This window comes from Nonomuraea deserti, assembly GCF_004348685.1.
Classification (GTDB): domain Bacteria; phylum Actinomycetota; class Actinomycetes; order Streptosporangiales; family Streptosporangiaceae; genus Nonomuraea; species Nonomuraea deserti.
Window position 1 is genome coordinate 13728 of sequence record NZ_SMKO01000034.1, and the last position, 26473, is coordinate 40200.

29 protein-coding genes and 1 pseudogene are annotated in these 26473 nt (G+C 68.8%); 9 read left to right on the forward strand and 21 right to left on the reverse strand.

From position 1 onward, the window contains the following. Positions 1 to 226 precede the first annotated feature (226 nt). The gene (locus E1292_RS15640; protein WP_132595876.1) at positions 227 to 1648 is read left to right on the forward strand and encodes a purine-cytosine permease family protein; all 1422 of its coding nucleotides are present in this window, start codon (positions 227 to 229) and stop codon (positions 1646 to 1648) included. A gap of 28 nt (positions 1649 to 1676) precedes the next feature. On the opposite strand, the gene E1292_RS15645 is transcribed toward E1292_RS15640, so the two are convergent. Genes E1292_RS15645 through E1292_RS15650 form a run of 3 tightly spaced genes read right to left on the reverse strand, consistent with a single transcriptional unit; the run spans position 1677 to position 3615 of the window. Continuing rightward, positions 1677 to 2282, reverse strand: a complete 606-nt coding sequence (locus tag E1292_RS15645; protein WP_132595877.1) for a TetR/AcrR family transcriptional regulator — start codon at positions 2280 to 2282, stop codon at positions 1677 to 1679. A 19-nt stretch (positions 2283 to 2301) separates the two neighbouring features. Then, positions 2302 to 2466 carry a hypothetical protein gene (locus E1292_RS51100; RefSeq protein WP_165974558.1) on the reverse strand — a complete coding sequence of 55 codons (165 nt, stop codon included), beginning with the start codon at positions 2464 to 2466 and terminating at the stop codon, positions 2302 to 2304. Between the two features lie 3 nt (positions 2467 to 2469). Further along, positions 2470 to 3615, reverse strand: coding sequence for an FAD-dependent oxidoreductase (locus E1292_RS15650; RefSeq protein ID WP_132595878.1), 1146 nt, complete (start codon positions 3613 to 3615; stop codon positions 2470 to 2472). A gap of 179 nt (positions 3616 to 3794) precedes the next feature. Between E1292_RS15650 and E1292_RS15655 the strand changes: the two genes are divergently transcribed. Continuing rightward, positions 3795 to 4391 (forward strand): nitroreductase family protein, encoded by a 597-nt coding sequence (locus E1292_RS15655; protein ID WP_132595879.1) that lies wholly within the window; start codon positions 3795 to 3797, stop codon positions 4389 to 4391. Between the two features lie 165 nt (positions 4392 to 4556). Here E1292_RS15655 and E1292_RS15660 read toward each other — a convergent pair whose 3' ends face one another. From E1292_RS15660 to E1292_RS51105, 6 genes are all read right to left on the reverse strand, one after another. After that, positions 4557 to 5783 carry a cytochrome P450 gene (locus tag E1292_RS15660; protein ID WP_132595880.1) on the reverse strand — a complete coding sequence of 409 codons (1227 nt, stop codon included), beginning with the start codon at positions 5781 to 5783 and terminating at the stop codon, positions 4557 to 4559. Positions 5784 to 5886: 103 nt separating this feature from the next. Further along, positions 5887 to 6786 carry an RNA polymerase sigma-70 factor gene (locus E1292_RS15665; protein WP_132595948.1) on the reverse strand — a complete coding sequence of 300 codons (900 nt, stop codon included), beginning with the start codon at positions 6784 to 6786 and terminating at the stop codon, positions 5887 to 5889. A gap of 314 nt (positions 6787 to 7100) precedes the next feature. Further along, a complete protein-coding gene (locus E1292_RS15670; protein ID WP_132595881.1) occupies positions 7101 to 7952 on the reverse strand; it encodes an SDR family NAD(P)-dependent oxidoreductase in 852 nt (283 codons plus the stop codon). Positions 7953 to 8227: 275 nt separating this feature from the next. Next, positions 8228 to 8641, reverse strand: a complete 414-nt coding sequence (locus tag E1292_RS15675) for a DUF6463 family protein (protein ID WP_220446858.1) — start codon at positions 8639 to 8641, stop codon at positions 8228 to 8230. Positions 8642 to 8811: 170 nt separating this feature from the next. Further along, the gene (locus E1292_RS15680; protein ID WP_132595882.1) at positions 8812 to 9321 is read right to left on the reverse strand and encodes a hypothetical protein; all 510 of its coding nucleotides are present in this window, start codon (positions 9319 to 9321) and stop codon (positions 8812 to 8814) included. 4 nt (positions 9322 to 9325) lie between these two features. After that, entirely contained in the window at positions 9326 to 9478 is a 153-nt protein-coding gene (locus tag E1292_RS51105) for a hypothetical protein (protein WP_165974559.1), read from the reverse strand. Between the two features lie 282 nt (positions 9479 to 9760). On the opposite strand from E1292_RS51105, the gene E1292_RS53745 reads away from it, so the two are divergent. After that, on the forward strand, positions 9761 to 10102 hold the full coding sequence (locus E1292_RS53745; protein ID WP_132595883.1) for an SRPBCC family protein: 342 nt from the start codon (positions 9761 to 9763) through the stop codon (positions 10100 to 10102). Continuing rightward, positions 10099 to 10497, forward strand: a complete 399-nt coding sequence (locus E1292_RS15690) for a VOC family protein (protein WP_132595884.1) — start codon at positions 10099 to 10101, stop codon at positions 10495 to 10497. Before E1292_RS53745 ends, E1292_RS15690 begins: the two co-directional genes overlap by 4 nt. Positions 10498 to 10625: 128 nt before the next feature. On the opposite strand, the gene E1292_RS15695 is transcribed toward E1292_RS15690, so the two are convergent. The 7 genes from E1292_RS15695 to E1292_RS15730 all read right to left on the reverse strand — a co-directional run bounded on the left by E1292_RS15695 (position 10626) and on the right by E1292_RS15730 (position 16987). After that, complete coding sequence (locus E1292_RS15695) at positions 10626 to 11810, reverse strand: MFS transporter (RefSeq protein ID WP_165974560.1); 1185 nt, start codon at positions 11808 to 11810, stop codon at positions 10626 to 10628. A 228-nt stretch (positions 11811 to 12038) separates the two neighbouring features. Then, positions 12039 to 12410, reverse strand: coding sequence for a DoxX family protein (locus E1292_RS15700; protein WP_132595886.1), 372 nt, complete (start codon positions 12408 to 12410; stop codon positions 12039 to 12041). A gap of 469 nt (positions 12411 to 12879) precedes the next feature. Continuing rightward, positions 12880 to 13101, reverse strand: a complete 222-nt coding sequence (locus E1292_RS15710) for a hypothetical protein (protein WP_132595887.1) — start codon at positions 13099 to 13101, stop codon at positions 12880 to 12882. After that, a complete protein-coding gene (locus E1292_RS15715) occupies positions 13098 to 13529 on the reverse strand; it encodes a S26 family signal peptidase (RefSeq protein WP_246090143.1) in 432 nt (143 codons plus the stop codon). The genes E1292_RS15710 and E1292_RS15715 overlap by 4 nt, the downstream gene beginning before the upstream one ends. After that, positions 13529 to 15340, reverse strand: a complete 1812-nt coding sequence (locus E1292_RS15720; RefSeq protein ID WP_132595889.1) for an ABC transporter ATP-binding protein — start codon at positions 15338 to 15340, stop codon at positions 13529 to 13531. Before E1292_RS15720 ends, E1292_RS15715 begins: the two co-directional genes overlap by 1 nt. After that, positions 15337 to 15846: a TlpA family protein disulfide reductase gene (locus tag E1292_RS15725; protein WP_165974561.1), complete on the reverse strand. Its 510-nt coding sequence runs from the start codon at positions 15844 to 15846 to the stop codon at positions 15337 to 15339. The genes E1292_RS15720 and E1292_RS15725 overlap by 4 nt, the downstream gene beginning before the upstream one ends. Before the next feature lie 622 nt (positions 15847 to 16468). Continuing rightward, positions 16469 to 16987 (reverse strand): hypothetical protein, encoded by a 519-nt coding sequence (locus E1292_RS15730; RefSeq protein ID WP_132595891.1) that lies wholly within the window; start codon positions 16985 to 16987, stop codon positions 16469 to 16471. Between the two features lie 120 nt (positions 16988 to 17107). Here E1292_RS15730 and E1292_RS15735 point away from each other — a divergent pair, with 120 nt between their 5' ends. Next, positions 17108 to 17812 carry a TetR/AcrR family transcriptional regulator gene (locus tag E1292_RS15735; RefSeq protein ID WP_132595893.1) on the forward strand — a complete coding sequence of 235 codons (705 nt, stop codon included), beginning with the start codon at positions 17108 to 17110 and terminating at the stop codon, positions 17810 to 17812. A 373-nt stretch (positions 17813 to 18185) separates the two neighbouring features. Here E1292_RS15735 and E1292_RS15740 read toward each other — a convergent pair whose 3' ends face one another. Further along, positions 18186 to 18629 carry a GNAT family N-acetyltransferase gene (locus E1292_RS15740; protein WP_132595895.1) on the reverse strand — a complete coding sequence of 148 codons (444 nt, stop codon included), beginning with the start codon at positions 18627 to 18629 and terminating at the stop codon, positions 18186 to 18188. A gap of 157 nt (positions 18630 to 18786) precedes the next feature. Here E1292_RS15740 and E1292_RS15745 point away from each other — a divergent pair, with 157 nt between their 5' ends. After that, positions 18787 to 19512: a VOC family protein gene (locus tag E1292_RS15745; protein WP_132595904.1), complete on the forward strand. Its 726-nt coding sequence runs from the start codon at positions 18787 to 18789 to the stop codon at positions 19510 to 19512. 214 nt (positions 19513 to 19726) lie between these two features. After that, a complete protein-coding gene (locus E1292_RS15750; RefSeq protein WP_132595906.1) occupies positions 19727 to 20332 on the forward strand; it encodes a hypothetical protein in 606 nt (201 codons plus the stop codon). Positions 20333 to 20499: 167 nt separating this feature from the next. Here the strand turns inward: E1292_RS15750 and E1292_RS55405 are convergent. Both E1292_RS55405 and E1292_RS54925 read right to left on the reverse strand, forming a co-directional pair. Continuing rightward, a pseudogene (locus E1292_RS55405) lies at positions 20500 to 21305 on the reverse strand (SDR family NAD(P)-dependent oxidoreductase). Then, positions 21278 to 21412, reverse strand: coding sequence for a hypothetical protein (locus E1292_RS54925; RefSeq protein ID WP_281284036.1), 135 nt, complete (start codon positions 21410 to 21412; stop codon positions 21278 to 21280). Before E1292_RS54925 ends, E1292_RS55405 begins: the two are co-directional and overlap by 28 nt. A gap of 445 nt (positions 21413 to 21857) precedes the next feature. On the opposite strand from E1292_RS54925, the gene E1292_RS15760 reads away from it, so the two are divergent. Continuing rightward, entirely contained in the window at positions 21858 to 23366 is a 1509-nt protein-coding gene (locus tag E1292_RS15760; RefSeq protein WP_165974562.1) for an alpha/beta fold hydrolase, read from the forward strand. Positions 23367 to 23616: 250 nt separating this feature from the next. Here the strand turns inward: E1292_RS15760 and E1292_RS15765 are convergent, their stop codons facing one another. After that, entirely contained in the window at positions 23617 to 24357 is a 741-nt protein-coding gene (locus E1292_RS15765) for an IS66 family transposase (RefSeq protein ID WP_165974563.1), read from the reverse strand. A gap of 11 nt (positions 24358 to 24368) precedes the next feature. Continuing rightward, a complete protein-coding gene (locus E1292_RS15770; protein ID WP_132595910.1) occupies positions 24369 to 24683 on the reverse strand; it encodes an IS66 family transposase zinc-finger binding domain-containing protein in 315 nt (104 codons plus the stop codon). A 799-nt stretch (positions 24684 to 25482) separates the two neighbouring features. Between E1292_RS15770 and E1292_RS15775 the strand changes: the two genes are divergently transcribed. After that, on the forward strand, positions 25483 to 26460 hold the full coding sequence (locus E1292_RS15775; RefSeq protein ID WP_246090135.1) for a zinc-binding dehydrogenase: 978 nt from the start codon (positions 25483 to 25485) through the stop codon (positions 26458 to 26460). Positions 26461 to 26473 lie beyond the last annotated feature (13 nt).

Here is a 26473-nt window from a genome sequence, read left to right on the forward strand (position 1 = left end):
CCGCTCGCGCACACAGGGGGACAGGCCGGGCAGTTCGGTGTTGGGCGCCCGGCGACCGGCTCGTCCATCGCCCTGACCAGCACGGCAGGGACGAACGATCCAGCAAGGAACGAAGGGGGAACACGATGTGGCTCTATCCAATGGATCAACGTAGCCATGGAGAAGTCTCCATCCATCTCGGATGACGCCACGTGGTTGTGTGGGCCACATCACCAAGGAGGCAACCATGCGCCCGAGCACGAACACTCCCACGGACGGCGTGCCCTTCGACGACCACGGAGTCGAGCCCATCCCCGCGTCCGCCAGAGACTCCACCCCCTGGCAGCAGTTCTGGATCTGGACCGGCGCCAACATCGCGCCCATCAACTGGGTCCTGGGATCCCTGGGGGTGACGCTCGGACTCAGCCTCATCGAGACCGTCGCGGTCATCGCGATCGGCAACCTCGTCGGGTGCGCGGTGTTCGGCCTGTTCAACCTGATGGGCCACCGGACGGGCGTCAACCAGATGGTGATCGGCCGGGCGGCGTTCGGGATCAAGGGAGCCATAGTCCCGGGAGTCGTCCAGGGCCTGCTGACGATGGGCTGGGTCGGCGTCAACACCTGGGTCGTGCTGGACCTGGTCCTCGCCATTCTCGCCCGCATGGGGGTGCAGGGCGGTGTCGGCCTCAAATACCTGGTCGCCGGCGTCATCATGGCCGTCCAGCTCCTGCTGGCGCTCTACGGTTTCTACGCGATCCGTACCTTCGAGAAGTACACCGTGCCGGCCACCGTGGTGATCATGGCGATCATGACCGTCCTGGCCGTCGCCCAGGTCAACCCGGACTGGACGGCAGCCACCGCCACCACGCCGACCGACAAGGTGACGGCGATCACGCAGTTGCTGACCGCGATCGGCGTCGGATGGGGCATCAGCTGGTTGCCCTACTCGGCGGACTACAGCCGTTTCGTCCGCCCGAACACGCCCCGCTCATCGGTCTTCTGGTCGACGGCCCTCGGCATGTACGTCCCCACTGTCTGGCTCGCCGCCCTCGGCGCCTACCTGAGCAGCAGCGGGACCGGAAGCGACCCCTCCGACCTGGTGACGAACACGTTCGGCCTGCTCGCGGTGCCCGTACTGCTCCTCGTCATGCACGGTCCCGTGGCCACGAACATCCTCAACCTCTACTCCTGCTCGCTGGCCGCCCTGTCGGTCGGCATCCGGATCGCCCGCTGGAAGCTGACCCTGATCGCCGGCGGCGTCGCGTCCGCCGTGCTGGCGGTCTTCGTGCAGGCCGACGACTTCGCGCAGGCCTTCGACCACTGGATGGTCTCCATCCTGGTGTGGATCAGCCCGTGGGCGAGCATCCTGCTGGTGGACTTCTTCGTCACGAGGCGCGGCCGGCTCGAGGTGGCGTCCCTGTATCGTGCGGACGCCTCGCCGTACGGGCCGGTCAACGGCCGCGCGCTGCTCGCGCTGGTCGCGGGGCTCCTGGCGGCATGGAGCTGGCAGTACGGCATGGTGCCGCTCACCCAGGGCCCCATCGCCCGCGCGCTCAACGACACCGATTTCTCCTGGCTGTCGGGCGGACTGGTGGCCGGCGGCCTGTACTACGTGCTGGCGCGGGCCCGCGTCCGGGCGCAGACCCGGGCGAGGGCAGGAAGGCCCTGAGGGCTCGGCGAGCCAGCGGGTGCGTCGGTTACTCGGACACCGTGAGGCCGGCGGCGATGATGTCGATGAGCCGGTCGAGGATCTTCGGATAGAGGTCGGGACCGGCCAGACGGTCCCGGTGCAAGGGCATCATGAGGACGGTCTGCAGGATGCCGACGATCAACGCCGGGTCGTCGTCGACGAGGTCGTCGCTGTGCTCGGCCAGGAAGGCCGCCAGCGCGGTGACCGGATTGTCCGGCGCCGAGGTCACACGTGCGGGGTCCAGCTTCCTGGCCACCGCCTCCATCTCTTCAGGATGTGTCATCAACCTGCCGTACAGCGGGTTGCCGTCCAGCTCGGCCAGCGTGGCGTGCAGGAAGGCCCGCAGTCCGGCGCGGGTGCCGGGCTCCTTGCCCAGCGCCCCGTCGATGACCCTGCTCTTGACCTCGGCCATCTGGATGAGCATCAGCTCCAGATAGAGCGCCTCCTTGGAGTCGAAGAAGACGTAGAAGGTGCTCTTGGCGATCCCGGTCCCGGCGACCAGGTCCTCCAGGGAGGTCTTGCGCAGCCCCTGGGTGGTGAACAACCGATGACCGTTGTCCAGGAGCAGCCGCGTGATGCGGCTCTTTTCCGCAGCGGAGAAAGCGGGAGGCATGAGCCGATCCTTCCGAGGGTCAGAACGTGTCGGCCAGGGTCTCGCGCAGTGGCCGGAGCGCGAGCCCGGAGGCCGGGGCGACGGAGACGCCGGCGTCGTGGATGCCCGCAGGGCGGGGATCGCGGTGTGCCCGCGCGCGTCCGACGTGACGCGTCCCGCCCATGACCAGTACACGCGTAACCATCTCTCAACCCGCCAGCTGGAACTTGCGCTCGACCATCCGGCGCACCGGGCCCCACGACGCCAGCCGCAGCGGGAGCTGGGTGAGCTCCAGGAGGAGCGGGTTGCGGGGCGCGTAGACGCCCTTGACCCGGCGGCCGAGCCTCTGCTTCTTGTCCGCCTCCGGGCGCAGCTCGGCCTCCCACGCGGCCAGGGCGGCCAGCACGTCATCGCCGTGGTGCTCCAGGGCCGCGCCGAGCCTGTCGGCACCGCCGACGGCCAGGGAGGAGCCGTAGCCGGCGAACAGCGTGACGCACCAGGCCGCGTCGCCGAGCAGCACGACCCGGCCCTTGCTCCACCGGTCGACCACCATCTGGCTGATGGTGTCGAAGTAGACCGAGTCGGCCGTCATCAGGCCATCCAGGGCCTGCGGGACCAGCCAGCCCATGTCGCCGTAGATCTCGCGAAGATCGTCCAGCGAGGCGCCGGCCCGGCCGCGGTCGGTCCGGTAGCCGAAGAAGGCGGCCGTGCGGCCGTCGCCGACGCTCATCATGGCGAACGTGCGGCCGCCCGCGCTGATCGAGCCGGTCGTCTCCGCGGGAAGTCCCTCAGGCCGCTCCTTCATCATGTAAACCGCGACGCTGTGCCCCATGTCGAGGCGGTAGGCCTCTTCCGGGCCGAAGACCAGGGCCCGCGTCGCCGAGTGCAGTCCGTCGGCGCCGATGAGCAGGTCGGCGCGCTCGGTGGTGCCGTCGCTGAGGGTGACGTGCACCGCGTTCGCGTCCTGCTGGACGGCGGTGATCGTGGTGCCGAACCGGATCGTCGTGTGCTCCGCGACGGCCTCGTACAACACCGCTTCGATGTCGCCGCGCAGGATGTTGAACGCCTTCCTGCCCATGGTGGCGACGATCGTCTCGCCGCTGAGCGCGAAGCGGCGCTGACCGTTGGTCTTGCGGTAGACCAGCTCGCGCGTCACGAAGGCGCGCCGCTTCAGCTCCGGCAGGACGCCCATCCGCTCAGCCCCGTCATAGCCGATGCCGCCGAACGTCACCCCGTAGCCGCCGCCGCGACGCTCCGGGGCACGCTCGACCACCAAGGTCTCCCACCCCGCCTGGTACAGCCTCAGCGCCGCGGCGAGTCCGGCGATTCCCGCTCCGATGACGATGGCACGCATGTCCGGGTTCTCCCTTTCATCTTCTGTGACTATAAAAACATGTTAGTACTTTGTTTTCAACGGGATGCTCACGCCGGTCGACGATGTCGATGTGGCCGCCGGGTTCCCTGTAGCGCAGGCACCATCCGCGCCGAGGCGGCATAGACACGTGGGCTGGGGAGTTGTGGTGGGTTGTGACGATGGACCGCGATCTCCGGCTGGATCTGCACCCGCTCCTGGCGGATCGGTTCAGCCCCTACCAGTTCGACCCGGCCGGCGTCATCGATGACGAGAGGCTCAGGCTGTTACTGGAGGCCGCGCGGTGGGCGCCGTCCGCGGGAAATTCCCAGCCGTGGGGATTCCTCCCGGTCCGTCCAGGCGAACCCGACCATGCGCGGGTCACCCGACATCTCGCACGGAGCTCGGCACGATGGGCACCGAACGCCGGGCTTCTGATCGTGAATCTGACCCGGCGGTCCGTCGGCGACACTGACCTGGTCTATTCGGAGTTCGCCGACTACGACCTCGGCCAGGCCGTGGCACACCTGACCGTGCAAGCACAAGCGATGGGACTGACATGCCACCAGTTCCGCGCCTTCGACAGGGAAGGTCTGACCGCGGACTTGCGCCCGAACCCGGGCTGGGTGGTCATGTCGATGACGGCCGTCGGCGTAGCGGCCGATCGCGGGCAGCAGGTGCGGTGGCGGCGCAGCGTGGCCGAGCTGTGCAGCGGTCCATGGAGCGAAGACCGCATCGAGGTGGGTAGGGCGGGTCACGGTACCGGCCGGACCGTCTGACGATGGCCTCTCAGACCTGTGGGACGACGGCGAACGTGCCGCGATCCCGGCCCGCGGTCGGAGCCGACGCAAAGGCCCGCGGTCGGAGCCGACGCAAAGGCCGGCGGTCGGAGCCGACGCAAAGGCCGGCGTCGGCTCCGATCCGTTGCGCGTCCGCCCTGTGCCTTACCAGGTGACCGGGAGTTCCTCGACGCCGTAGATGATGGCGTCCTTCTTGAACGGCAGGTCCTCAACCGGTACGGCGAGTCGCAGGGTGGGGATGCGGCGGAACAGCGTGTCGAAGACGACCTGCAGTTCCATCCTGGCGAGGTTCTGGCCGAGGCACTGGTGCGGGCCGAAGCCGAAGGCGAGGTGGTGGCGGGCCCCGCGCTCGATATCCAGTTCGGCCGGATCGGTGAACACCGCCGGGTCCCAGCCGGCCGAGAGGCTGGAGACGATGACGCCCTGGCCGGCCTTGATGCTCGCCCCGCCGATCTGCACGTCCTCGATGGCCACCCGGGAGGTGACCGTGTCGGCGATGGTGAAGTAGCGCAGCAGTTCCTCCACGGCCATGGGCGTCTTGTCGGGGTCGGCCGTGATCATGGCCAGCTGCTCGGGGTGCTTGAGCAGCCCGATCACGCCGAGCGAGATCATGTTCGCGGTGGTCTCGTGCCCGGCGGTCAGCAGCAGGAAGGCCAGGCTCACCAGGCCGGCGTGGTCGAGGGTCCCCTCCTGGCGTTGCCGGGCGATCTGCCGGCTGAACAGGTCGTCGCCGGGTTCGGACTCCTTGCGGGTGATCAGTTCGTCGATGTAGGCGCGCAGTTCGAGGAAGGCCCGCTGCCGCTCCTCCGGCGACGAGCTCCGGCGCACCGCCACGGCGGTGCGGCTCTGGAAATAGTCGTGGTCGCTGTACGGCGCGCCGAGCAGCTGGCAGATCACCAGGGACGGCACCGGCAGGGACAGCGCCTGCACCAGGTCGGCCGAACGCTGGCCGTTGGCGAGCATGTCGTCGATGAACTGGTCGACGATCTCCTGGATCCGCGGCCGCAGCGCGCCCAGTCGCTTCACGGTGAACTCGCTGATCACCGGACGCCGGGTCGCGGCGTGTTCCTCGCCGTCCATGCCGAGCATCAACTGTGGCTGGCTGCGCAACTGCCGCATGGTCGCCGCATCGAGGTTGAGCAGCGGGAAGCCGTCCTTGCGCCGGTCGGAGGAGAAGCGGCGGTCCGCCAGGATGGCACGGGCTTCCTCATACCCGGCCACCCACCACGCCTCGGTGCCGCCCGCCAAGCGGACCGTGCTGATCGGCGCCTGCTCGCGCAGCTGCTCGTATTCGGCGGGTGTGGCGAACGGGCAGCCGCGCTCGACCGGCAGTTCCAGATCAGCGAGTTCGCCGACGATGCTCTTCGTCATTCATGACCTCCCAATAATGGATCTGACTGAGTTTGTCCGAAACTCCTCGGGGGTGAAGCCGGACGCGGTGCCTGGCCGGCCGCGGCTGCTCCGCCACCCGTGCTCATCGCAGGGTGAGGAGGGTCTCGGACTCGATGCGGGTCAGCTTGTCAGGGTTGCGGACGTAGTAGAGGCCGGTGATGCGGGCGTCCTCGACCCGGATCGCCAGGACGCCGTCGATCTCGTCGTCCATGCGAACGAGGAGTGCCGGGTTGCCGTTGACCATGGTGAGATCGCCGGTGATCGCGACATTGACCTTGCCGACGCCGCCGACGATCATACGGGCCACCTTGTCCGCGCCGATGATCTGCCGCGGCACGGCCTGCTTCACGCCGCCGCCGTCGCTGATCATGGCGACCTCGGGGGCGAGCACGTCGAGCAGGCCTTGCAGGTCCCTGGTTTCGACCGCGCGCTGGAACGACTCCAGAACCGCCCGGGCTTCGCCAGGTGAGACCACCTCGCGAGGGCGGCGGGCATCCACGTGCCGGCGGGCGCGATGCGCGATCTGGCGGACGGCCGCGGGGCTCTTGCCGACGGCGGTCGAGATCTCGTCGTAGCCGACACCGAAGGCCTCGCGCAGCACGAACACGGCGCGCTCGGTCGGCGAGAGCCGCTCAAGGACGATCATGAGTGCCATCGACACACTCTCGGCGAGCTCGACGTCCTCGGCCACGTCCGGAGAGGTGAGCAGCGGCTCGGGCAGCCAGGGGCCGACGTAGGACTCCTTGCGCCGGCCGAGCGTACGCAGCCGGCTCAGCGCCTGCCGCGTGGTGATGCGGACCAGATACGCGCGTTGATCCCGCACGGTGCCGAAGTCGACGCCCGCCCACCGCATCCAGGTTTCCTGCAGGACGTCCTCGGCGTCCGCGGCCGAGCCGAGCATCTCGTAGGCGACGGTGAACAGCAGATTGCGGTGGGTGACGAACGCGTCAATGGCGAGGTCCGCAGGGCCGTTCCCGCCCATGCCCTCGGCGCCCTCTCCAGAGTGGTCCGCAACGCTGGCCATGGTGTCTCCTGACTGTCCGTTCTCTACTGCTTCACTGGAGGAGCCGCGCACCGCCGGTTCGTGACACCAGGACGGCGAAGAGCGCAACGCGTACTTGATCAGGGCTATGTGCGGGCACTTCCTGGCCCGCCACCCGCCGGGGAGAACCGCCGCACTGGTGCGACACTCCTCCCCGGCGAGCCCGCCTTCGTCGAGCGCCGAACTCCAGCGGGGGCGTGCATCGGGCCAAAGGGAACGACGCGGCTGTGGGTTCAGGAAGGCTCAACCGGGGGTTACCGACCTTCTTGATCGAGCTGGCCGTGCGCCTCCATCGAAAGGTGCTCCCAGTCGGCCCAGCTCTTGAGGCGGGCGGCGTAGGCCTGCGGGACCATCTGGTGGCCCATGGGGCCGAAGAAGACCCGCAGCGGCGGGTTGTCGAGGTCGACGATCTTGAGGAGTGTCTGGGCCGCGGTGGCCGGGTCGCCGGCGGGCTGGTGCTTCACGAGAGCCCCGAGGCGCTGGCGGAGGCCGTCGTAGATCGGCTTGGGCTCGGCCACGTGGCCGTTGTCCAGCGGATTGGGGTTCTTGCCTGACCTGGTGGCGAAGCCGCCAGGTGCGATCACGGTCACCTTGATGCCGAACTCCGCGACCTCTTGGGCGAGGGCTTCGTTCAGGCCTTCCAGGGCCCACTTGGAGGCGTGGTACGCGCCGCCGAGCGGCAGCGCGATGAGCCCGGCCACCGAGGACAGCTGGATGATGTGCCCGGAGCCCTGCTCGCGCAGGTGGGGCAGCGCGGCCTGGATGACCCACACCGCGCCGAACAGGTTGGTCTCCATCTGGTCGCGCAGCTGCTGCTCGGTCAGCTCCTCGATCGCACCGACCTGACCGTAGCCGGCGTTGTTCACGATGACGTCCAGACGGCCGAAGTGCTCCTTGGCCCGACTCACGCTCTCGACGACGGCGGCCCTGTCGGTCACGTCCATCGCGAGCGGGAGCACCGCCTCGCCGTAGGCGGCGACCAGGTCATCAAGGCTTTCGGTGGTCCGGGCGGTCGCGGCCACCTTGTCGCCGCGCGACAGGGCGGCCTCGACGAACTGGCGGCCCAGGCCACGGGACGAACCTGTGACGAACCATACCTTGCTCATGATCTTCTTTCCGATCTTTCGTTGTTGGGTGGTGCCATGAACTGCTCGGTCGCCCATGAGACTCCGGCCGCCCGAATTCTGTGACCGCCCAGCTGGGTGACGTGTGCCACAGCCAGGTTGGGTGGACCTCGGCGTCCTCCCCACGGGAATGACACCCGTTCCCGTGCCACGGGCGGCAGCGTCGAGTCCGTGGCCGGACCGCCGACACGATCACGCGCCACCCCGGACCTGGCCCCAGAGGCCGGTTACGCCGCTCGGCACCGAAGCCGCCGGCCCTACGACCGGACCCTTCTTCTCGCCGCCGCCGGCCGCTTGCCGGTGAGGCTCGCCGCGATCAGCAGTCCGGCGGGAACGAACCCGAAGAGGAACCCGCTCGGCCCGATCAGGAAGACGGCGAACACCACCCACGCGAGCATCGCCCAGCCGACGTACGCCGGGACATGCTGCCCTTGCCGCCCCGCCCGCGACACCAGCAGCCCCAGCAACACGAGGACGACGACCCACCCGCCAGGAAGGGCCCAGAACGTCGCCACCGAGTCGCTGCTCGCGGTCCCGTTGCGCAGGTCACCGGCCAGCCAGCTCGCCCAGGGGGCAGCGCCGACGAACACGACGGTGTGCAGTACGGAGATGATGATCATGGTGTAGCCGGCCCAGACGGTGAGCCGGCTCGGGGGCGTGTCAGTGTTCATGGCAGCCAGCCTCGCCGGGTCATGACCTGCGGGACTCCCCTGCGGGCGGGATCCGCATCCCCCGCTCCGGGGAGAAGCCGCGAACAGTGATCCGACACACGGTCACCGCGGCACTCCGCGCGCGAGGACCTGTCCGCCAGGGGCTTGGACCGCGCCTTCCCGGCTGCCGGTCAAGGCCGGCGGAGCGAGATGGGCAGGCGGAAGCGGCGGGCGATCCAGACGATGGCCGTGTCGCACAGGACGAGCCCCACCACGGCGGGGAGCAGAACGGCCCAACCGCTGTCGTCCCCTTCGCCGACGCTCCAGACGACTTTGAGCAGGGCCATGAGATTGATGATCACCAGGCCCCAGCCCAGGGACCGATGCCAGAACGCCAGGCACAGGGCGGTCAGGCTGCCGATGACGGCCAGCACGCCGAGCACATGGAAGGGGGACAGATCGCCGATGCTGAGGATGAGCTCCTTCTCCATGTCGAGGAACGCCTGCACGTGAGGATCGACCCGTTCCGGCGGCGGGAACCAGAACATGCTGGTCAGCAACGCCACGATCGTCAGGGCTATGCCCTTCCAGCTGCGCCGCCAGGCGAAGTAGGCCAGCGGGAGGACGAACAGCGGGCGGATGTACCAGCTCAGGGTGTTGGTGTGCCGGGCATAGGCCCAGTCGAGAAATTCCTGCAGCATGCGATCACCAGGCCCAGGTGACGTAGCCGGCGGTGGTTTGCCCGGGCAGGTTCCCGCCCCGCATGACCAGGCGAGCGTTCGCCTCCAGCTGCCGCTCGGAGGCCTGTGCGAGCTGCTCGATTCCGGAGCTGGCGCCGGTGATGGGGATGGACGGCATGCCGTGAGTCTACTCTGTTCGGAAATATCCGAACAAGTTGGAAGCAGCCGCAGGCATCTCCCTCGCCGAAGTGCTGCGCCGCGCCCTGTCCTGAACCATCCCTGGAGCCGGAGAAACTCGCGGCCCGCCCGTCGCCGAAGCTGGCCGGCCAGGCCGACCTCACGGTCTTCGCCAGGTTTGACTTATATAAGCAGACGCTGAAATACTCGGGTCGTGCACGCGTTCGAAACCGGCTCGTGGTGGACGCGCACGCCGCATCACCGGTGAGCAAAGGGACACCTGATGGACTTCGTCGACGAGATCAACCGGGCGCATCGCGAGCTGGCCGACGGCGAGTGCAAGGTCCTCACGCTGCGGCGGCACTACGACGCCGAGGTCAACGGCAACAACCCCGGTTTCCCCGAGGTGGAGGTGCGCCTGTCCGCCGCTGCCGGTGGCACCCTGTTCGAGCTGATGCACGCCGCCGAGGTGCCGGACTTCTGGTCCGGCTTCGGCCCGGGTGCCGCCGGCGTGGGCTGGGATCTGGCGTTGCTGGGCTTGGGCCTGCACTTGTCGCTGAGCGGCTCGCCGGACCAGGTCGCCGCCACCACCACCTTTCACACCCACCAAGAGGAGCAGTCATGACCCAGAAGACCACGACTTTCCTGATGTTCCAGAACGGCGACGCGGAGGAGGCCATGACGTTCTACGTCTCGCTCTTCGACGAGGCCAAGGTGGTGCACGTCGAGCGCTTCGCAGCCGGAGAGCCCGGCCTGGAGGGCAAGATCAAGCATGCCACGTTCACGCTGGCCGGCCAGGAGTACATGTGCATCGACAGCGACCGGCAGCACGCCTTCACCTTCACGCCGTCGATCTCGATCTACGTCGCGTGCGACACCGAGGAGGAGATCGACCGCCTGTACGCGGCGCTGGGCGAGGGTCGTCAGGCGCTGATGCCGCTGGGCTCCTACGGCTTCAGCACGAAGTTCGGCTGGGTCAACGACCGTTTCGGGGTCTCCTGGCAGCTCAACCTCCTCTGATCCCCGCGAGCATCCGCTTGGTCGTGGCGGTCAAGATGCTCGCGCCGGTCCAGCCCGTACCATCGTCCCGATGCCGGCTCAGGCGAGAGTCACGATGAACGCGGCCTGAAGCATCGCGACCATCGTGATCACGTGGGCGGGGGCGACGCACTGACGGCCCTGTTCCAGGCCAGCAGTACCGGCACTCCCGCGACCAGCCCGGCGGCACCGGCGATCGCCAGGCCGTACTCCGGTCCGGCCGCTTCGACGAGGAGGCCGCCGAGCAGGATGCCCAGCCCCTGGGCGGCGACCATGCCGGAGGAGGCCAGGCCGACCGCCTGTCCCCTGCTCTCCGGCGGTGCGATCCTCACGTACTCCGCGTTGGCGGCCACGTGGTAGCCGGTGAGCACCCCGCACACCGTCCACAGGAGCAGCAAGGGCACGTAGCCGGGATCCGCCACGCTGGCCACCAGCGGCACACTGGCCGCCACCGCCATCGGGGCCATCAGCGCCATCCGCCGCGATTCGGACAGGAATCTGGCCAGCACGAACACGCCGATGACGTTGCCCACGGGCAGGGCGGCCATGAGGAGCCCCGCCTCCGCGGTGCCCAGGCCGAACGAGGCGGCGTACGGCACCGCGATCGCCTCGGGGATGACGTGGAAGCCCGACAACATGGCCAGGCCGAGCAGGCTGCGCAACGCGCGATGCCCGGCCACCAGCCGCAGCCCGCCGAGCAGGGAGATCGGCTCCTTCCCCGCCGCCGCCGGGCGCCGGCGCACCGTGGCCAGGGTGAGTGCCGCGGCGGCGGCGAACGTGACCGCGTTGATGAGGATGGCCGTCCCCGCGCCGACCAGCGCCACCACGATGCCGCCGCCGGCGAAGCCGAGCAGCGTCACGACCTGGCCGCTGAGCTGGTGGACCGCCACTCCGCTCTGGTAGAGCTCGCGGGGCAGCACGTCGGGCGTCAGCGAGATGCGCGCCGCCCTGCTCGGCGAGTCGAGCAGTTGGGAGGCGAAGACCAGGGCGCACAGCGCGGGCAGCGGGAGACCGGGCAGTGCGACGAATCCGATGAGGACCGTCCTGGTCACATCGCAGACGATCGTGACCTCGCGCCGCGGGTAGCGGTCGGCCAGCCAGCCCAGCGCGGGCCCGCCGATCAGCGCGGGCACGAACGTCATCGCGTAGACGAGCGTGGTGATGGCGGCCGAGCCGCTGCGCTCGTAGGTTAGGACGGCCAGCGCGACGCGCGCCAGCTGGTCGCCCGCTCGCGACAGCAACCCGCCCAGCCATAAACCGCGAAACTCGCCGATCGCGAGCACTTTGGCGTACATCGATTCCGTCCGGTCCGACTCGACTGTCCTCGCCGCCCTCGAGGAACCCGCACTCCGGCAGGTCCTGCCATGCTCCGGGAACCCGCGCGGGATCAGTTGCCCGGCGCGCATCCTGGCCAGTTCGTCGGGATCCAGCGCGCCGGCTCCTCGGAGCGGGGTCCGGGCGCTGCCGAACCGGGCCGGATCCGTGTGCTCCAAGCACCGGACGCCCACGCCGGCCGAGGGCGGTCACCCGGCGTAGGGGCCGAACCGGCCCCAGGCGACGAGCCCGGCGAGCGCGAAGAGGACGACGGTGACCAGCAGCCCGGACGGCTCCTTGCGGCGGATGTGCACGGCGGCCGCCATGATCATCATCACCGCCAGACCGGCCGCGGCGATCGGCGTCAGGACGGGCGCGATCCCGGTGGCGGCGGGCACGACCAGCCCGGCCGCGCCCAACAGTTCCATCACGCCGATGAGCCGCACCGCCCCCTGGGAGAACGTCTCCATCCACGGATACCTGCCGACCAGCTCGTCCTTCGGCCGGGTGAGCTTCACCAGGCCCGACGAGGCGAACGAGGCGGCCAGGAGCCCCTGCACGATCCACAGGAACACGTTCATCGAGGGGTCACACCGTCGGCTCTCGGCCTGGAAACCGGCGTCGACGCGGCTGTGCCGCCCGCGCGAAGGCCGGAGAAGTTGTCGCTCATATCCAGGCGACGAACGGGCGGCCTCCCGGGGGACACCTCGTACCCAGATATCCAGAACTGTTCGAGCCGGCGGGTCAGGAACCACCGCTCGGGCGTCGAGGCCGCTTCACGGTCTCCTCGGGGACCAGCAACGCGCGGGCGATCCGGCCCCGGGCCGAGCTTCGAGGACTTGCCCGGCCAGCCGTGGATGACGACCCGCGGAGACGTGGAGGGGGCGGGCTTCGCCGCGCTGCCGTCCGACGTCGAGAACCGTTACGCCACCGTGCCGACCCGGATCGAGCCCGCTCTTTCTGCTCGGACCGGCCCTGACGGCGGCCGCGGGAGGCGGCCGGGCGCGCTCCGTTGCCGGAGCGCACCCGGCCGCTACCGCCGCTACCTGGTCAGCAGCACTTCCGCCCGGGGTACTTGCTCCAGAAGCACCCACCGTTCGGCGGGCAGTAGCAGGTGCGCTTCGTCTTCTCGTACCCGCTGCCGCAGCCGGGGTTGTAGTAACACCGGGTCCAGTAGTAGTAGCCGTCAAAGGGGCAGCTGGCGGCGGAGGCCTTTGCCGCGGGCACCACCCAGCTCAGGGCGCGGTCCGCGAGCATTCCTATGGTTTTCAACTTTCTCCTTCTTCTGGGGTGAGCGCCGTCACCTTCCTGACGGTGACGGCGTGGACATCGGAGATCGGGAAGAAGCCGAGGGCACGGGAGTCGAAACTCGTGCTCGCGTTGTCTCCGAGCAGGACGAGCCGCCCTTCGGGCACCCGCTCGTCGGCGATGACGTCCTTCGCGATCTCGGGCACCCGGTCTCCCGGGAGCGCGGCTATACGCTTGATGACGAAGCCCGCATCGCGGGAGGACCGGTCGGCGACCACGGCTATCTGGTCGCGCCGCAACCGGGAGGGCGGGACGCGGCGAGCGAGGATCCTGTCGCCGTCGAGGAGGGCCGGGGCCATGCTGTCGCCGTCGACACGGATGATCGAATACGTGCGGCGCAGCCGTACCAGCAGGGCGATGAGCAGGCAGGCACCGGCGAGCGGCCACAACATCACGAGACCACCGCCTGGGGCGGCTCGACGTATCCCTGGGCCTGCAGGTTGAACAGCCGGGCGTACCGGCCGCGGGCGGTCATGAGCTCGTCGTGCGTCCCCGACTCGACGATGGCGCCCTGCTCCAGGACCACGATGTGGTCGGCGTCGCGGACGGTGTTGAGCCGGTGGCTGATGAGCACGCTCGTGGCGCCCTCGCGCTGGTTCCTGGTCCTGGCGTGCACGTCGGCCTCGGCCTCGGGGTCGAGCCCCGCGGAGGGTTCGTCGAGGATCATCAGGTCGCGATAGCCGCGGAACATCGCCCTGGCGAGCGCGGTGCGCTGCCACTGGCCGCCGGAGAGCTGCACGCCGATCTCGGGGTCGTCGGCTTCGTCCTCCTCGAAGAACATCCTGGTGAGCAGGGTGTCGTAGCCGCGGGGAAGGGAGGCGAGCTTGTCGTCGATGCCCGCCCGCCGCGCGGCGGCACGGATGCGCTCACGGTCGTCGCGGGCGGCGACGAAGCCGATGGAGACGTTGTCGGCCGCGGACATGTCGTACGTCATGTGGTCCTGGAAGAGGCCGGTGAGGCGATGCCTGAGGTCCTCGGGACGGACCAGGCGGATGTCCACGCCGTCCCAGGTGATGGAACCCCGCTGCGGGTCGTAGAACCTGCACAGCAGCTTGACCAGGGTGCTCTTGCCCGCGCCGTTCAGGCCCACGATGGCCACCGCCCGGCCGGCGGGGATGAACAGGTCCACGCCGCGCAGGATCCACGGATGCCGGTCGCTGTAGCGGAACCAGACGTCGGAGAACTCGATGCCGTGGCTCAGCCGGGGCAGCTGCCGGGGATCGGCGGGGACCGGCAGGTCGGAGCCCGCCCGGGTCACCGCCACATAGTGGCCGAACATGATCAGGTCCTGGTGCAGGGCGGCGATGCCGCTGACCAGGTTGTGGAGGGCGCCCTGGACCGCCGCCACGGCCGCGATCAGCAGGGACACGTCGCCCACGCTCAGCGCGCCGGACCTGGCGGCGATCACCGCCCAGACCAGCCCGCCCCCGGCGACCGCCGCGCCCATCAGCGTCAGCGCGCCCTCGATGGCCAGCTCTCTGAGGTCCATCCGGCGGTGGGCGGCGTTGGCGTTCTGCAGCTCGGCCATCATCCGGCCGCGAAAGAACCTGCCGCTGTTGAAGAGCCTGATCTCCTTGGCGGCCTCGACGGTGCCGAGCAGCGAACCGTAGAACATCTGGCGGCGCTCCGTCGGGCCGATCTCCCACATCAGCGAGGCGCGGCGGCGGGACAGGCGGAGCTGGGCCGCCAGCGCGGGCACTCCGGTCAGCAGGACGATCCCGGTCAGGACAGGGCTGATCACCAGGAGCGAGCCGACCATCCCCAGCAGGGTGATCGATGACCGGATGGTGCCGAACGAGCCGGCGACGATGCTCTGGCCGGACTGCAGGCTGCTCTGCGCCAGCCGCAGCCGGTCGTGGAAGTCGGGGTCCTCGAACGGCTTCAGGCCGGCGAAGCGCAACGTCGCCGTGAACAGCTGCGCCGTGGTCCGTGCGGTGAAAGCCCTGGCCATCTGGTTGCCCAGATAGTGGCTGACCTGGGGAAGCACCGCGATCAGCACGCCGGTCACGGCCAGCGCGGCAGCGAGGGGGACCAGCTCCGCGACCGGGCCGCCGCCCGCCAGGTCGTCCACGACCAGCTTGGTCAGCCAGGCGATCGCGATCGGCGTCATCGCTTCGACCAGCATCACCAGGACGAACACGGCCATCATGCCGGGTGCCGTCCGCAGCGCGACGTCGGCCGCCGCGCGTGCCGTACCGATCATGCGTGAACCTGGTGCGGCAGGGCGGCATCGCTGAAGACCACGGTCCCCGTGGCGTCCGTCGCGATCACCGTCGGGTAGCCGGAGACCTTGAACACCTGCTGGACCGGACCCTGGGGCGCCTCGCTCACGACGCGCGCCACCTTCTCCAGCCGCGCGATGTCCATCGCGGGATCGTCCTGCGGGCCGGCGACCACGACGGCGAGCACCGGGCCAGAGGCCTGCTCGGCTTGCTTGACGAACTCCGGCAGGAGCTCCTGGCAGGGCCGGCAGCCGGGGGAGAGGAAGCCGATCAGGGCACGCCCCTCCAGGTATGCAGCAGAGATCGGCTCGCCGTCGGTGGCCGTGGCGGTGAAGTCCGGGATCGTCTCCCCGGGCTGCAGTCCCTCCGGCGGCAGCTGGGGGGCGTCCTGCATCGTGCGCAGCCGCCGGATCACGCCGAAGAGCAGCAGCAGATTCGCCAGGCCCAGCAGCCCGACCAGGACGACTGCGGCAATCAGATAGGACATCACACACTCCCCGAGGTTTCCTTGAACAGACCAGCGATGTCGTCTCGGGCGATCATCAAGATCGCCCCGGACAGGCGCGCGGGCCGCTTCGCATCGTGATGGCGATCGCGGCGCAGAGCCCGCACGGCAAGACCCCGCCGGCGGCAGGCCCACCGGTGGGGCCGCCATGAGCACGACCGCGGCCGCCGCGGCCGCCGCGCCCACCGCCGCACCCACCGCCACAACGCCGGCCATCGGAAGGAGGAGACGCGCGGGGAGCATCGTCAGGGACGACGCGGACGACCGCATGGCACCGCGGCCGCGGAGCCTGGTGAACGCGGAGCCCGCGAACACGGCCCCGATCAGCACCTGGCATGCGACGTGCGGAAGACCCACGGCGGGATACTTCTTGATCGTGCTAGCCCGTCTCTAGCGGGCCGCTAGCCCCGACTTTCATCGGGGCGAACGACAGCATGTGAGAACGCAGTGGTCAGCAAGATCGATTCCCGCGCGCAGGGATCCGGTGCTGGGCGGCTGGGGCGTGGACGCCGTGGATGGCTCTGGCTTCGTTGCGGACGTCGCGGCTTGAAAGCAGGGCCTTCGCGGCGAGGGCATCACCGCGAAGGCCGGGGAGGGGAGAGGTTCAGGCGTAGGAGACGGCGACCAGGGCAATGGCGGATCCGAGGAAGACCGTCGTGTTGCGGATGCAGGTCTGGGCGCGTACCCAGCGGGGGAAGGCGTCCTCGGCGGCCCTGAGGAAGGGCGCGACCTCGACGCGGGCCAGCTCTGGGTCGCCCTTGCGGCGAAAGGCGGTCTCGACCGACCTGACCGCGGTGAGGTTGCTGTAGACGATGCCGGCGTTCATCACCAGGACCAGCGAGGAGAAGATCCAGGTCATCAGCGGGGCCAGGCCGGCGTCGGCGAGGTTGAGGGCGGCGGTGACGGCCATGATCGCGGCGACGGTGGCCGGGGCGGCGGTCTCGTGGCCTCCGGCGTCGAAGCGGAGCTTGTTCTCCTCCAGTACCTCGGGGCGGACGTTCTGGCGGCGCAGTTCGGCCACAGCGGCGGCCTTCGCGACGCGGCCGTAGCGGTGGCGGACGACCGGGATGCTGACGAAGGCGACGGCGACCAGCAGTTGCATGAGGGCGGCGAGGGTGTTCACGGGGGCTCCGTTCCGACTTGCACAGTGTTCAAGTGGCTGACGGGAAGAACGCTAACCCATGACTTGAACGCTGTGCAAGTACCTGCTTGAACACTGTGCAAATTGCCGTACGGTAAGGACATGCCACGCGACACCCTCACCCGGGAGCAGATCGTCCACGCCGCCGTCGAACTTCTGGACGCCGAGGGCCTCGAAGGTCTGAGCATGCGCACCCTGGGCCGGCGACTCAACTCCGCCGCGACCGCCGTGTACTGGCATGTCAAGAACAAGGACAACCTCGTCCTGCTCGCCGCCGACCACGTGTGGGGCGAGCTCGCCCTGCCCGATCCGGACTCCGCGGACTGGCGCACCACCGCCGCCACGATGGCGACCGACCTGTACGGGATGTTCGCCCGGCACCCCTGGCTGGTGCAGGCGTTCACCGCACACGTCCTCTATGGCGAGGGCAAGTCCCGCCACGACGACCACACCCTCGCCGTCTACGAGGCCGCCGGTTTCACCTCCGGCCAAGCCGACCAGGCCGCGGCCGCCGTCTTCACCTACGTCCTCGGCAACGCGGCCGGCGCCGCCGCAACCGCCTCGCTGACCCGCAATCTCACCGCCGGCGGCACCACCGCCCAAGAGCAACTCCAGGGCGCCATGGCCCAGGCCCAGGAGATCGCCATGCGCTACCCGCGCCTACGCACCCGCCTGGAAACCCCGGCGGCGACCGACTACGCCGCCTCTCCCGACCATGCCTTCGAGTACGGCCTCCAAGCCCTTCTCGATGGCCTGGAACGGCAACTCTCCACCCCGGATCCGGCTCCGCCCGCAGCCTCTATTTGATCTTGTTGGGTACGGGACCTTCCGGACGCGAAGGTCCACATCGCGCAACCGCCCGCCGGCACCGACCGGCTACCAGACCCGAAGCCAACCTCTGCCCCCAATCCAGAAACTCGTGGTGGGCGTCCCGGACAACTGCGCCACCCACCCGGTCACCGTCGAGGAGACCACCACACGTGTGGTGCTCTCGGTGACGGGGGCAGCGGGCCCTGGACATGGACAGATCTCCCAGCTCCGACGTGGACACCCTGAAGGAGACCTGCGCCGTGGACACAGGCTGCCCGCCCGACCCTCTGCACGGCCGGGCACGCCGTATGGTCGTCAGTCCCACGACACACGGCCGTATGTCCTCGCATCCGCGGACAGGCCCAACCAGCTAGAGGCTCCCCGGGTCGCGCACCCGCAGGCCGAAGGCCGACAGACCCTGCTCGTGGTGCTCGATCAGGCCGAGGCGGCGGTAGAAGGCATGGTTCGCGGAACCTTCCGACGTGGATTCGTGGTCGGTGGTGAGGACGAAGTAGCGGCAGTGCGCGTACCGATCCTTGAGGTACTCCAGCAGCCGGCGGCCGATGCCCTGGCCGTGGTGTTGGCTGTTGACCACCAACTCCTGCACATAGCAGACGATCTCGTCGTCGGACACCGTCCGCGCCAGGCCGAGCAGCTTGCCCGACTCGTCCCTGGCGGTGATGACCCGGTGCGAGTTGACCAGGCTCCGGCACACCCGGGCGACGTCGCGCGTCCACGGGTGCCAGCCGACCGAGTCGTAGAGCTCGAACACCTCGGCCTCGTCGAACGATGTCTCCTGAGCGATGATCGTCACTTATCGGGCTCCCTGAAGTTCTCGGCGTAGAGCGACGCGTCCGAGCCTATGCAGCGGAGGCCGTGCCTGCGGGGCGAAGCACAAGCCGAGCCGCAAGGCTGGCAGTAGGGCCATGCCCGCTTGACTCTCGGGTAGCCCGAGGCCAGATGCTGTCTGGGTGAGCAGCGACGATCTCCTGAGCATCGGTGTCTTCGCCCTGGTAAGCGGCCTGTCGATCCATGCCTTACGGCACTACGACGAACTCGGCCTGCTGCGGCCGGCGGTTGTCGATCCGGCCACTGGTTATCGCCGCTACCGTCCTGAGCAGGTACGGCAAGCCAGGCTGATCTGCGCGCTGCGGCGCGTCGATGTGCCGATCGACGCCGTTCGTGTCGCCGTGGACGACCCGGACGGCGAGTCGCTGCGCACCGTGCTGCACCAGCACCGGGAGCGGCTGGAGGATCGCGCCCAGGTTCTTTCCCGCATGGTCCGCGTTGTGGACCATTACCTCGAACACGGAGTGGCTATGCCTGATCTGAAGACACCGCGCATCGTCCAGGTGACCATCAACGTCTCGGACCTCGCCGACTCGATCTCGTTCTACCGGGCCGCGTTCGACGCCGTGTACAACGAGGAGATCTCCTCGTTCCAGTTCGGTACCTGGCCGAGTGAGGAGTTCTTCCTGCTGACCGTCGCGCATGAGCTCAACGAGCATGGCCGGCACGACGGCCCGGCCGGGGCGTCCCGGTTCGGCCTCCTCGTCGAGGACGTGGACGCCGCGCACCGCCGCGCCGTTGATGCCGGGGCCATCGAGGTCTACCCGCCGGTGGACAAACCATGGAAGCCGCGCTCTTCGTGCGTGGCAGATCCCAGTGGGAACCGCATCGATCTGTATCAGAGCTGAGGGCAGCCCGTGGCGTGGCTGCCCGGCCCGGTGTCCCGCCGCCGTCCGGGATCCTGATCTCCAGCGACAACGGCCGTGACCTGGGCGAAGGACGGTCCGAGTGACCGCTATTGACTGCTGTCGACCGCCCCTAACGGCACGCTGATGGCACGACAACCAGGCTCCGAGTGCCGTCATGGGGCATCTTCCTACGCGGATCGATACGCTGATCTCTATGGGCGACGGCGACGCATCATTGCGGCTGGCGGACGTGACTACGGCATTGGACACGGCTCTCACTGCGCTGAGAGCTGTGGACGCCGACCCGGTATATCGCGTGGTTGGCACGAGTGCCGCTCTTCTGCAAGGCGTCCATCTGCCCGTCGGGGACATCGACCTCCTGGCAACTCGACGAGAGGACGTGAACACGTTCGCTGCCGCCCTCTCATCGTTTCCCTGCCTCCACGCCGCCTCCTGGCTGCCCGAAGCTTCGCAGTACTTCGCCAATTACGAGGTGAACGGCGTCGCGGTCGGGATGAGCACCGTGGAGAAGCAGGTTGACTCAGATGAAATGGAATGTGTTGGTCACGGACCGTGGCAGCACTACGTCCTGATCAGGTGTGGCTCTTATCGTGTTCCTGTGGTCCGCCTGGAACTACGGTTGATCACCGAGCTGCGGCGAGATCGGCCTGATCGATATGAGCCTCTCCTCGGCTACATGGGTACGCATGGGTTTGATTCTGATCTCTTGCAGAGGGCGATGACTGCTCGCCGTTTACCGGCGGAACGCCGGCAACTGGTTCAAGAGCTCCTCGCGCCATCTTCCCCCTGCCCCCGCTAGCTGCCCCGGACACTCGGGCGGCGGGTGCAGGGGACCACGTACGGCGGCGGCGTGGCGCTGCGGTCGGCGGGTCCGATGGGTACGGCGGCGGCTTGTGCGGCGGGCCGCACGCGCAGCGCGGGAGGGGCTGTGCGGGAGGCGGCGGCGCGCCGCGCCGCCGCCTAAATTTAGCGCCCAAGGCCGAGCTGATGTTCTCGTCTATCTCCACGAGATCGTCCGGGTTGATCCAGCGCGTGCGGGTCGTCGCCGTACCGCTCATCTGGCGAAGATGGGTCGAAGGAGACGATCGTGCGCCCGTCGCGGGGGTGAATGACGGAGGCGGTCCATGCTGAGACCGAGGGCATCACGGCCGCTTTCGGCGATATGGCGTACGACTTCGCGGTCGGCCTGCGCCGGCACGATGCCGATCCAGCTGTTGGCCTCCCCCACCCAGCGAGATCCATCGTCGATGGCGTGGTCAGGCGACACGGGGTACTGGCGAGATCCATGCCGAAGGTTCTGGCGAGGGTGTCGGGGCTCAGCCCTTGGCCCAGGTGGCAGCGAAACCTGGGGTTCACATTCAGGATGGCACCGGTGGTCCAGCTGGAGGCGGGCGAGAGCAGAAAGACGATGGCGTCCGCCACCTCTTGCGGAGTGCCCGCCCGGCCCAGTGGGTGAAGGGCGCCGAGGCCGCGCAGGGCCTCGTGCAGCTGGTCCTGTGAGAAGACCTTCTCGAACAGCGGCGTCGCGGTGACGGCGGGCGCGACGGCGTTACCCTGATGCCCTGCCCGGCCAGTTCGATGGCCAGGTTGTGGGTGAGGGCGTGCAGACCGGCCTTGGCCATCGAGTACCCCGCCGACGGGGTCGCCGCGATCGCCTGGTGGGCCCACATGCTCCCGATGTTGACGATCGCCCCGCCCCGGCCGCTCGCCACCATGCCCCATACCACGGTCTGGGTCAGGAAGATCAGATGCGATGTGCGGCGGTTCGGCATACGGCTGAAACGAGCCGCGGGACGGCGTAGCCGCTGTTCAGCTCCTCGATCGTCAGTTGCGCGGCCTGCCGCGGGCTCCGCAGAAGCGAGCCGAACGAGCTGGCCATCCCTCCTCCTCAACGCTGTTGGCACTTCGGCCACCGGGCGGTTGAATGCCAACGACCGATGTGGCGGGTGCGCACGTCCGTGGAACTGCGTGGGCGGGCGGTCATGATGCGGTCGAGCTCCTGGGCGGTGTAGCTGCCGGTAGAAGTGTTTCGGGTCGGCGAGTATGCGGCCCGACCAGCCAGATGGCGTCGACGAAGGAGCCGGTGTCGCCGGCCAGGTGGTGATGCCGAGCATCCAGTCGCGATTGCCACGCCCGACCCCACACTGCCTTTTCTGGAAACAGAGAGGAAACGGCCGCTGTGGCCGAATAGTACGAACGTCGAAACCGGTGTGCCGCGGGACCTCTGGTCCGGCCAGGTGGCTCTCGTTCCCCGTAGAAGGAATCAACCAATGAATCGTGCGGCTGCGGCCCGTTCGGCCGGTCTCCTTTCAGGAGCGTTGCTGATGAGTTCTCTCGTCGTCGCTACGCCCGTCTCGGCGGCCATCGGCGAGGTGGGGGTCGCGGCCAGGGCGCCTGCCATCGAGTGGCAGGAGTGCCCGGAATACTCCGACGAGGACCTGCGCCGGTTGGGCGTGTCGGAGGAGAAATTCGAGGAGTACAGGCAACTGCTCGGCCGTACCGAGTGCGGGACGATCAGCGTTCCCCTGGACTATGACGACCCGGCGGGCAAGCAGATCGGCATCGCCCTGACCAGGTTGAAGGCGGCTGACCAGAAACACCGTCGGGGCAGCCTGGCGTTCAACCCCGGGGGCCCCGGCGGGTCCGGCTATCTGATGCCCCACCGGATCGTCACGAATGGGGCGGAGCTGGACGAGCGCTACGACCTGATCGGAATCGACCCGCGAGGCGTCGGCTCCAGTACGAAAGTCGCGTGCCCCGAAGGTCAATGGAGCGAACGCCCGCCGGGCCCAGTCACCGAGGAACACGCCAGGAAGGCCTACGCCGAGACGGTCAAGATAAACCGGGAGTGCGCCCAGTCGAATCCCGAATTCCTCGAACAGGTCACGGCCGCGAACGTGGCCCGTGACATCGACAGGATCCGTGCCGCGCTGGGCGAGCCGAAGATCAGCTTCCTCGCCGGCTCCTGGGGCGCCTGGCTCGGCGCAGTGCTGGGCAGCCTCTTCCCCGGCAAGGTGGACCGGATGTGGCTGGACAGCGTCGCCTCTCCCGACCACAGGAGGGACACCGGTGTGGAGGCCGGAGCCAAGGCCGCCCACCGCAACTTCCAGCGGATGGCCGCGTGGATCGCGAAGCGCGACGACACCTACGGGTTGGGCACGACCACGAAGGACGTGGTGGCGGGACTTGAGGACATGCAAAAGGCGTACGACGCCGATCCGCTGACATTCACCGACATCGACCTCACCGTGGACGGGACACTGATCGCCGAGGCCGCGGTCCGGCCCAGTACACAGTGGCCAAGGGCCGCCCAGGTGCTCAAGGAACTGGCCGACGCCGAGGGCCCGACCGCGCCGCCAGCGGTCAAGAAGATGTTCGGCCCCCAGCAGGACGGCAGGGAACTCACGGCGAACCTGGCGTTCCAATGCAACGAGGAATTGGGCGATCGAACGTTCGCGTCGTGGTGGAACGCCTATCTGAAGCGTGTGCAGCGTTACCCGGTGACCGGACGGACCGTGGCGGCGACCCCCTACGTCGCGCCGTGCGCGGGGTGGCCGTTGCCGGCGCAGAAGACGGACCTGCGGCCCTTCGGCGGCTCACGGATGCTCTCCGGCCACCTCCACGAAAGCATGTCGCCGTACGAGTCCACGCCCGCCATGCGCGAGGCCATCGGCGGGACCGTGGTGACCATCGACGACGACGTGCACGGCTCCGCCTTCCAGGTGCCCGGCTGCATCGAGAAGCTGGTCGACTACTTCGAGACCGGGAAGCGCACCACCACATGCCCAGGGATGCCGCTGCCGGAATCGGCCGTAACCCGCAACCGCGTTTGACCCCGCAACCGATCAAGGTACGGTGGACACCCGCCACCTACAGGTGTCCACCGCATCAGCCCTCATCGTGACCCCGGCCCGCGCCGTCGCCAGGGCCACGTGCCAGTACCAGGCGCGGCCTGGGTGGTGTGGTTGCGGGGTCACCATTTCACTCCGCGGTCGCGCTGGATCTGCAGCGGGAGATCGGCGATCGTCGGGGTGAGGCCGCGACCTGGCAGGCGGTTCTGTGACGCTGGGTGATACGTGCTGATCAGGCATCAAGTGCGACGGGCGGCATCCACAGGTTGCCGGTGAAGGCGCGGAGGATCGCCTCGAAGGTGCTCAGCCCGTGCTTGCGGGCGCTGTCGAGATAGGAGCGGACGGTCAGCCGGTGCGCGGCGCCATCTTCGGATTGATGGCAGCCGGAGATCTTCACCTGGGTCTTGACCGGGCGCAGCGCGCGCTCGCCGGTGTTGTTCGTGAACGGCACCCAGCCGGGGATATCGGCGAAGCGCAGCACGTCAGCGGCCCGGTCCCGCAGGCGTTCCAGCAGGTTGCGGGCCGGGGATTGTTTCCGTCCTGGGGCACGGGGATGCAGCGACAGTCCGACCGCGATCCCACGGTGGAAGGACTCGAGGTAGATCCGCGCCCGGTCGGGCGGGATGTCGGTCAGCCCGGCCTCGCGGGCCTTGATGGCCTGTTTGTTCAACTCGGCCAGCGCCCAGCGGATCTGGGCCGGCCACCGCTGGCCGGGGTGGTCTTCAGCCGCCGCGGTCAGCTCCCTGACCAGATGGGCCCCGCACAGTTGATGCCGGGCCCTGGGGTAGCCGTTGTACAGCGACAGCGAGTCGTGCACCAGCACGCCCTGGAACTCGGGCAGCACGCCGAGGTCGTTGGCGCCTTGAAGGGAGCGTTCGCCCAGGCCGAGCAGGGTCAAGGTGGTCGTGCAGGCCACCTGCAGCCAGTGGCTCCTGGCCCCGACCCGGGTGGTGGTCTCATCGACGTGCAGCACATGGGTGAGCGTCAGGCGGCCAAAGCGCGCAGGTTCGGCCCGTACGACGACGGCCCACCCGCGACCGCCTCAGGCAGGTCCGCGCTGGTGACAGCGCCGCAACCGCCGCACCGGCAGCGATGCGCCCGGTGTTCGGTCACCGTCACGGTGACCAGGGGAATGTCACGGACCTGGCGGCGCGCATATCCGACACTGTCCTCGGTCGACAGCTGCTGCCCGCATCCGCCGCAGCCAGCCGGGACGTGGTCTTTCACCTCGTCGGGGTTCTCGACCATGGCCAGGCCGCTTCCCGGCGCTCCGGGCTGGCCCCGCTTGCGGCCGCTCACGGGCGGCGGCTTCTTGCCCGGCCGGACGAAGGTGTCGCTGGACGGCGAACGACGAGTTCCCCGAGTTACGGCTCTGTCGGCGTTCCAGCTCAGCGACCCGCGCGGTCAGCCGCTCTACCGTCGCTTCCAACCGGGCGATCGTCTCCCGTTGGGCCTCGATCGTCTCCATCTGCCGGACCGCGAGCGAGGCCAACTCGTCGTATGACGGGCGGCGATCCGGGGTCCTCGGCACCCGACGATCATCCCATCCCGCGGATGCCGCTCACGTCAGCATGATCACACACTTCTGAATGCTCACAACCTGGGGCCCACAGGTCCATGTCGCTGTCGAGCCCTCGGTGAGGAAGAAGGGGGCATCCCGAGGGATGCACCCTCCTGAATGGTGGGTTACCGGATGGCTTGCTTCATTGTCGCGTAGAAGGCACTCAGGTCACGACCGGAGGCCTTGTTCTGGTCTGTGGTGACATACCGGACGAAGCGTTGGCAGCGGGAGAGTCCAGGCGTTGTTCACAAGCTTGCCCTCCGATCTGGTTCATGGAGGTGGCGTTGGTTGCCGGCGGTACGTTCCTTTGTGAGCAGGCCGTGGGCTTCGTATAACCCGCACGGCTGAGGACGCCGCCCCGCTGGTGCGAGCCAGATTCCCGACGGCCAGATACGGCTGCGAGGTGACGCTGCCGGCAGGGTGACCCTCCCCACGCTTGACTTCAACCAATGTTGAACTTCTAGCGTAGCGAGCACCGCAAAAGCGGAAGCCGGTGATCAGCCCCTGGTGGGACGAGCAGCAGAACGGAGCGTGGGTGTGGTGCGTGCAGCGACGGTGTCGAGGTTCGGTGGTCCGGAGGTGTTCGAGTTGGTCGAGACACCCGATCCGGTGCCGGGCGCCGGGGAGGTTCTGGTCAGTGTTGAGGTGATCGACACGCTGTGGCTGGAGACGATGGTGCGCTCAGGGGCGGGCCAGGGCTTTTGGCCGATGCGTCCGCCGTATGTGCCCGGAGGCGGGGTCGCCGGCCGTATTGCACAGGTCGGCGCGGGAGTCGACCAGAACCTGCGTGGTCGCAGAGTGGTGGCCCTCACCCGCGGGGAGGGCGGTTACGCCGATCGCGCCGTGGTCGCGGCCGAGGCGGTGGTGGCGGTGCCCGACAGCGTCGACCTCACGGTGGCTGCGGCCCTGTTGCATGACGGAGTGACCGCCCTCGCCCTGTTCGACACGGCAAAGGTCGGCCCGCGGGACGGGGTGCTCGTGGTCGGAGCCAGCGGGGGCTTGGGAGTGCTGTGCGTACAACTCGCCCGCGCCCGCGCGGCGAAGGTGGTCGCGGTCGCCCGTGGCGCGAAGCTGGAGCGGGTCGCAAGTCTCCGTCCCGATGCGTTGATCGACTCTGCTCGACCGGACTGGGTCGAGCAGGCCCAAGCGGTGTTCGGCCAACACGGTGCCGACGTCGTGCTGGACAATGTCGGCGGCCTGCTGGGGGAAGCCGCCTTCACGCTCACCGCTCGCGGAGGACGGTTCTCAGCCCACGGCACGCCCAGCGGGCGGTTCGCGAACATCGACCGGCAGGCCGCCGACGAGCGAGGTGTCTCGGTAACCGGTATCGAGGCGGTGCAACTGTCCCAACGCGACCGCACCCGCTATGTCGAGCAGGCGCTGCGTGAGGCCGCCGCGGGTGTGATCGCGCCGATCATCGGGCAGGCATTTCCGCTCGATCAGGCCGGGGCCGCGCATGCCGCGATCGAAGGCCGCACCGCGTTCGGGAAGACCCTGATCACCACCCACGTGTGATCCGAGCCGGAGG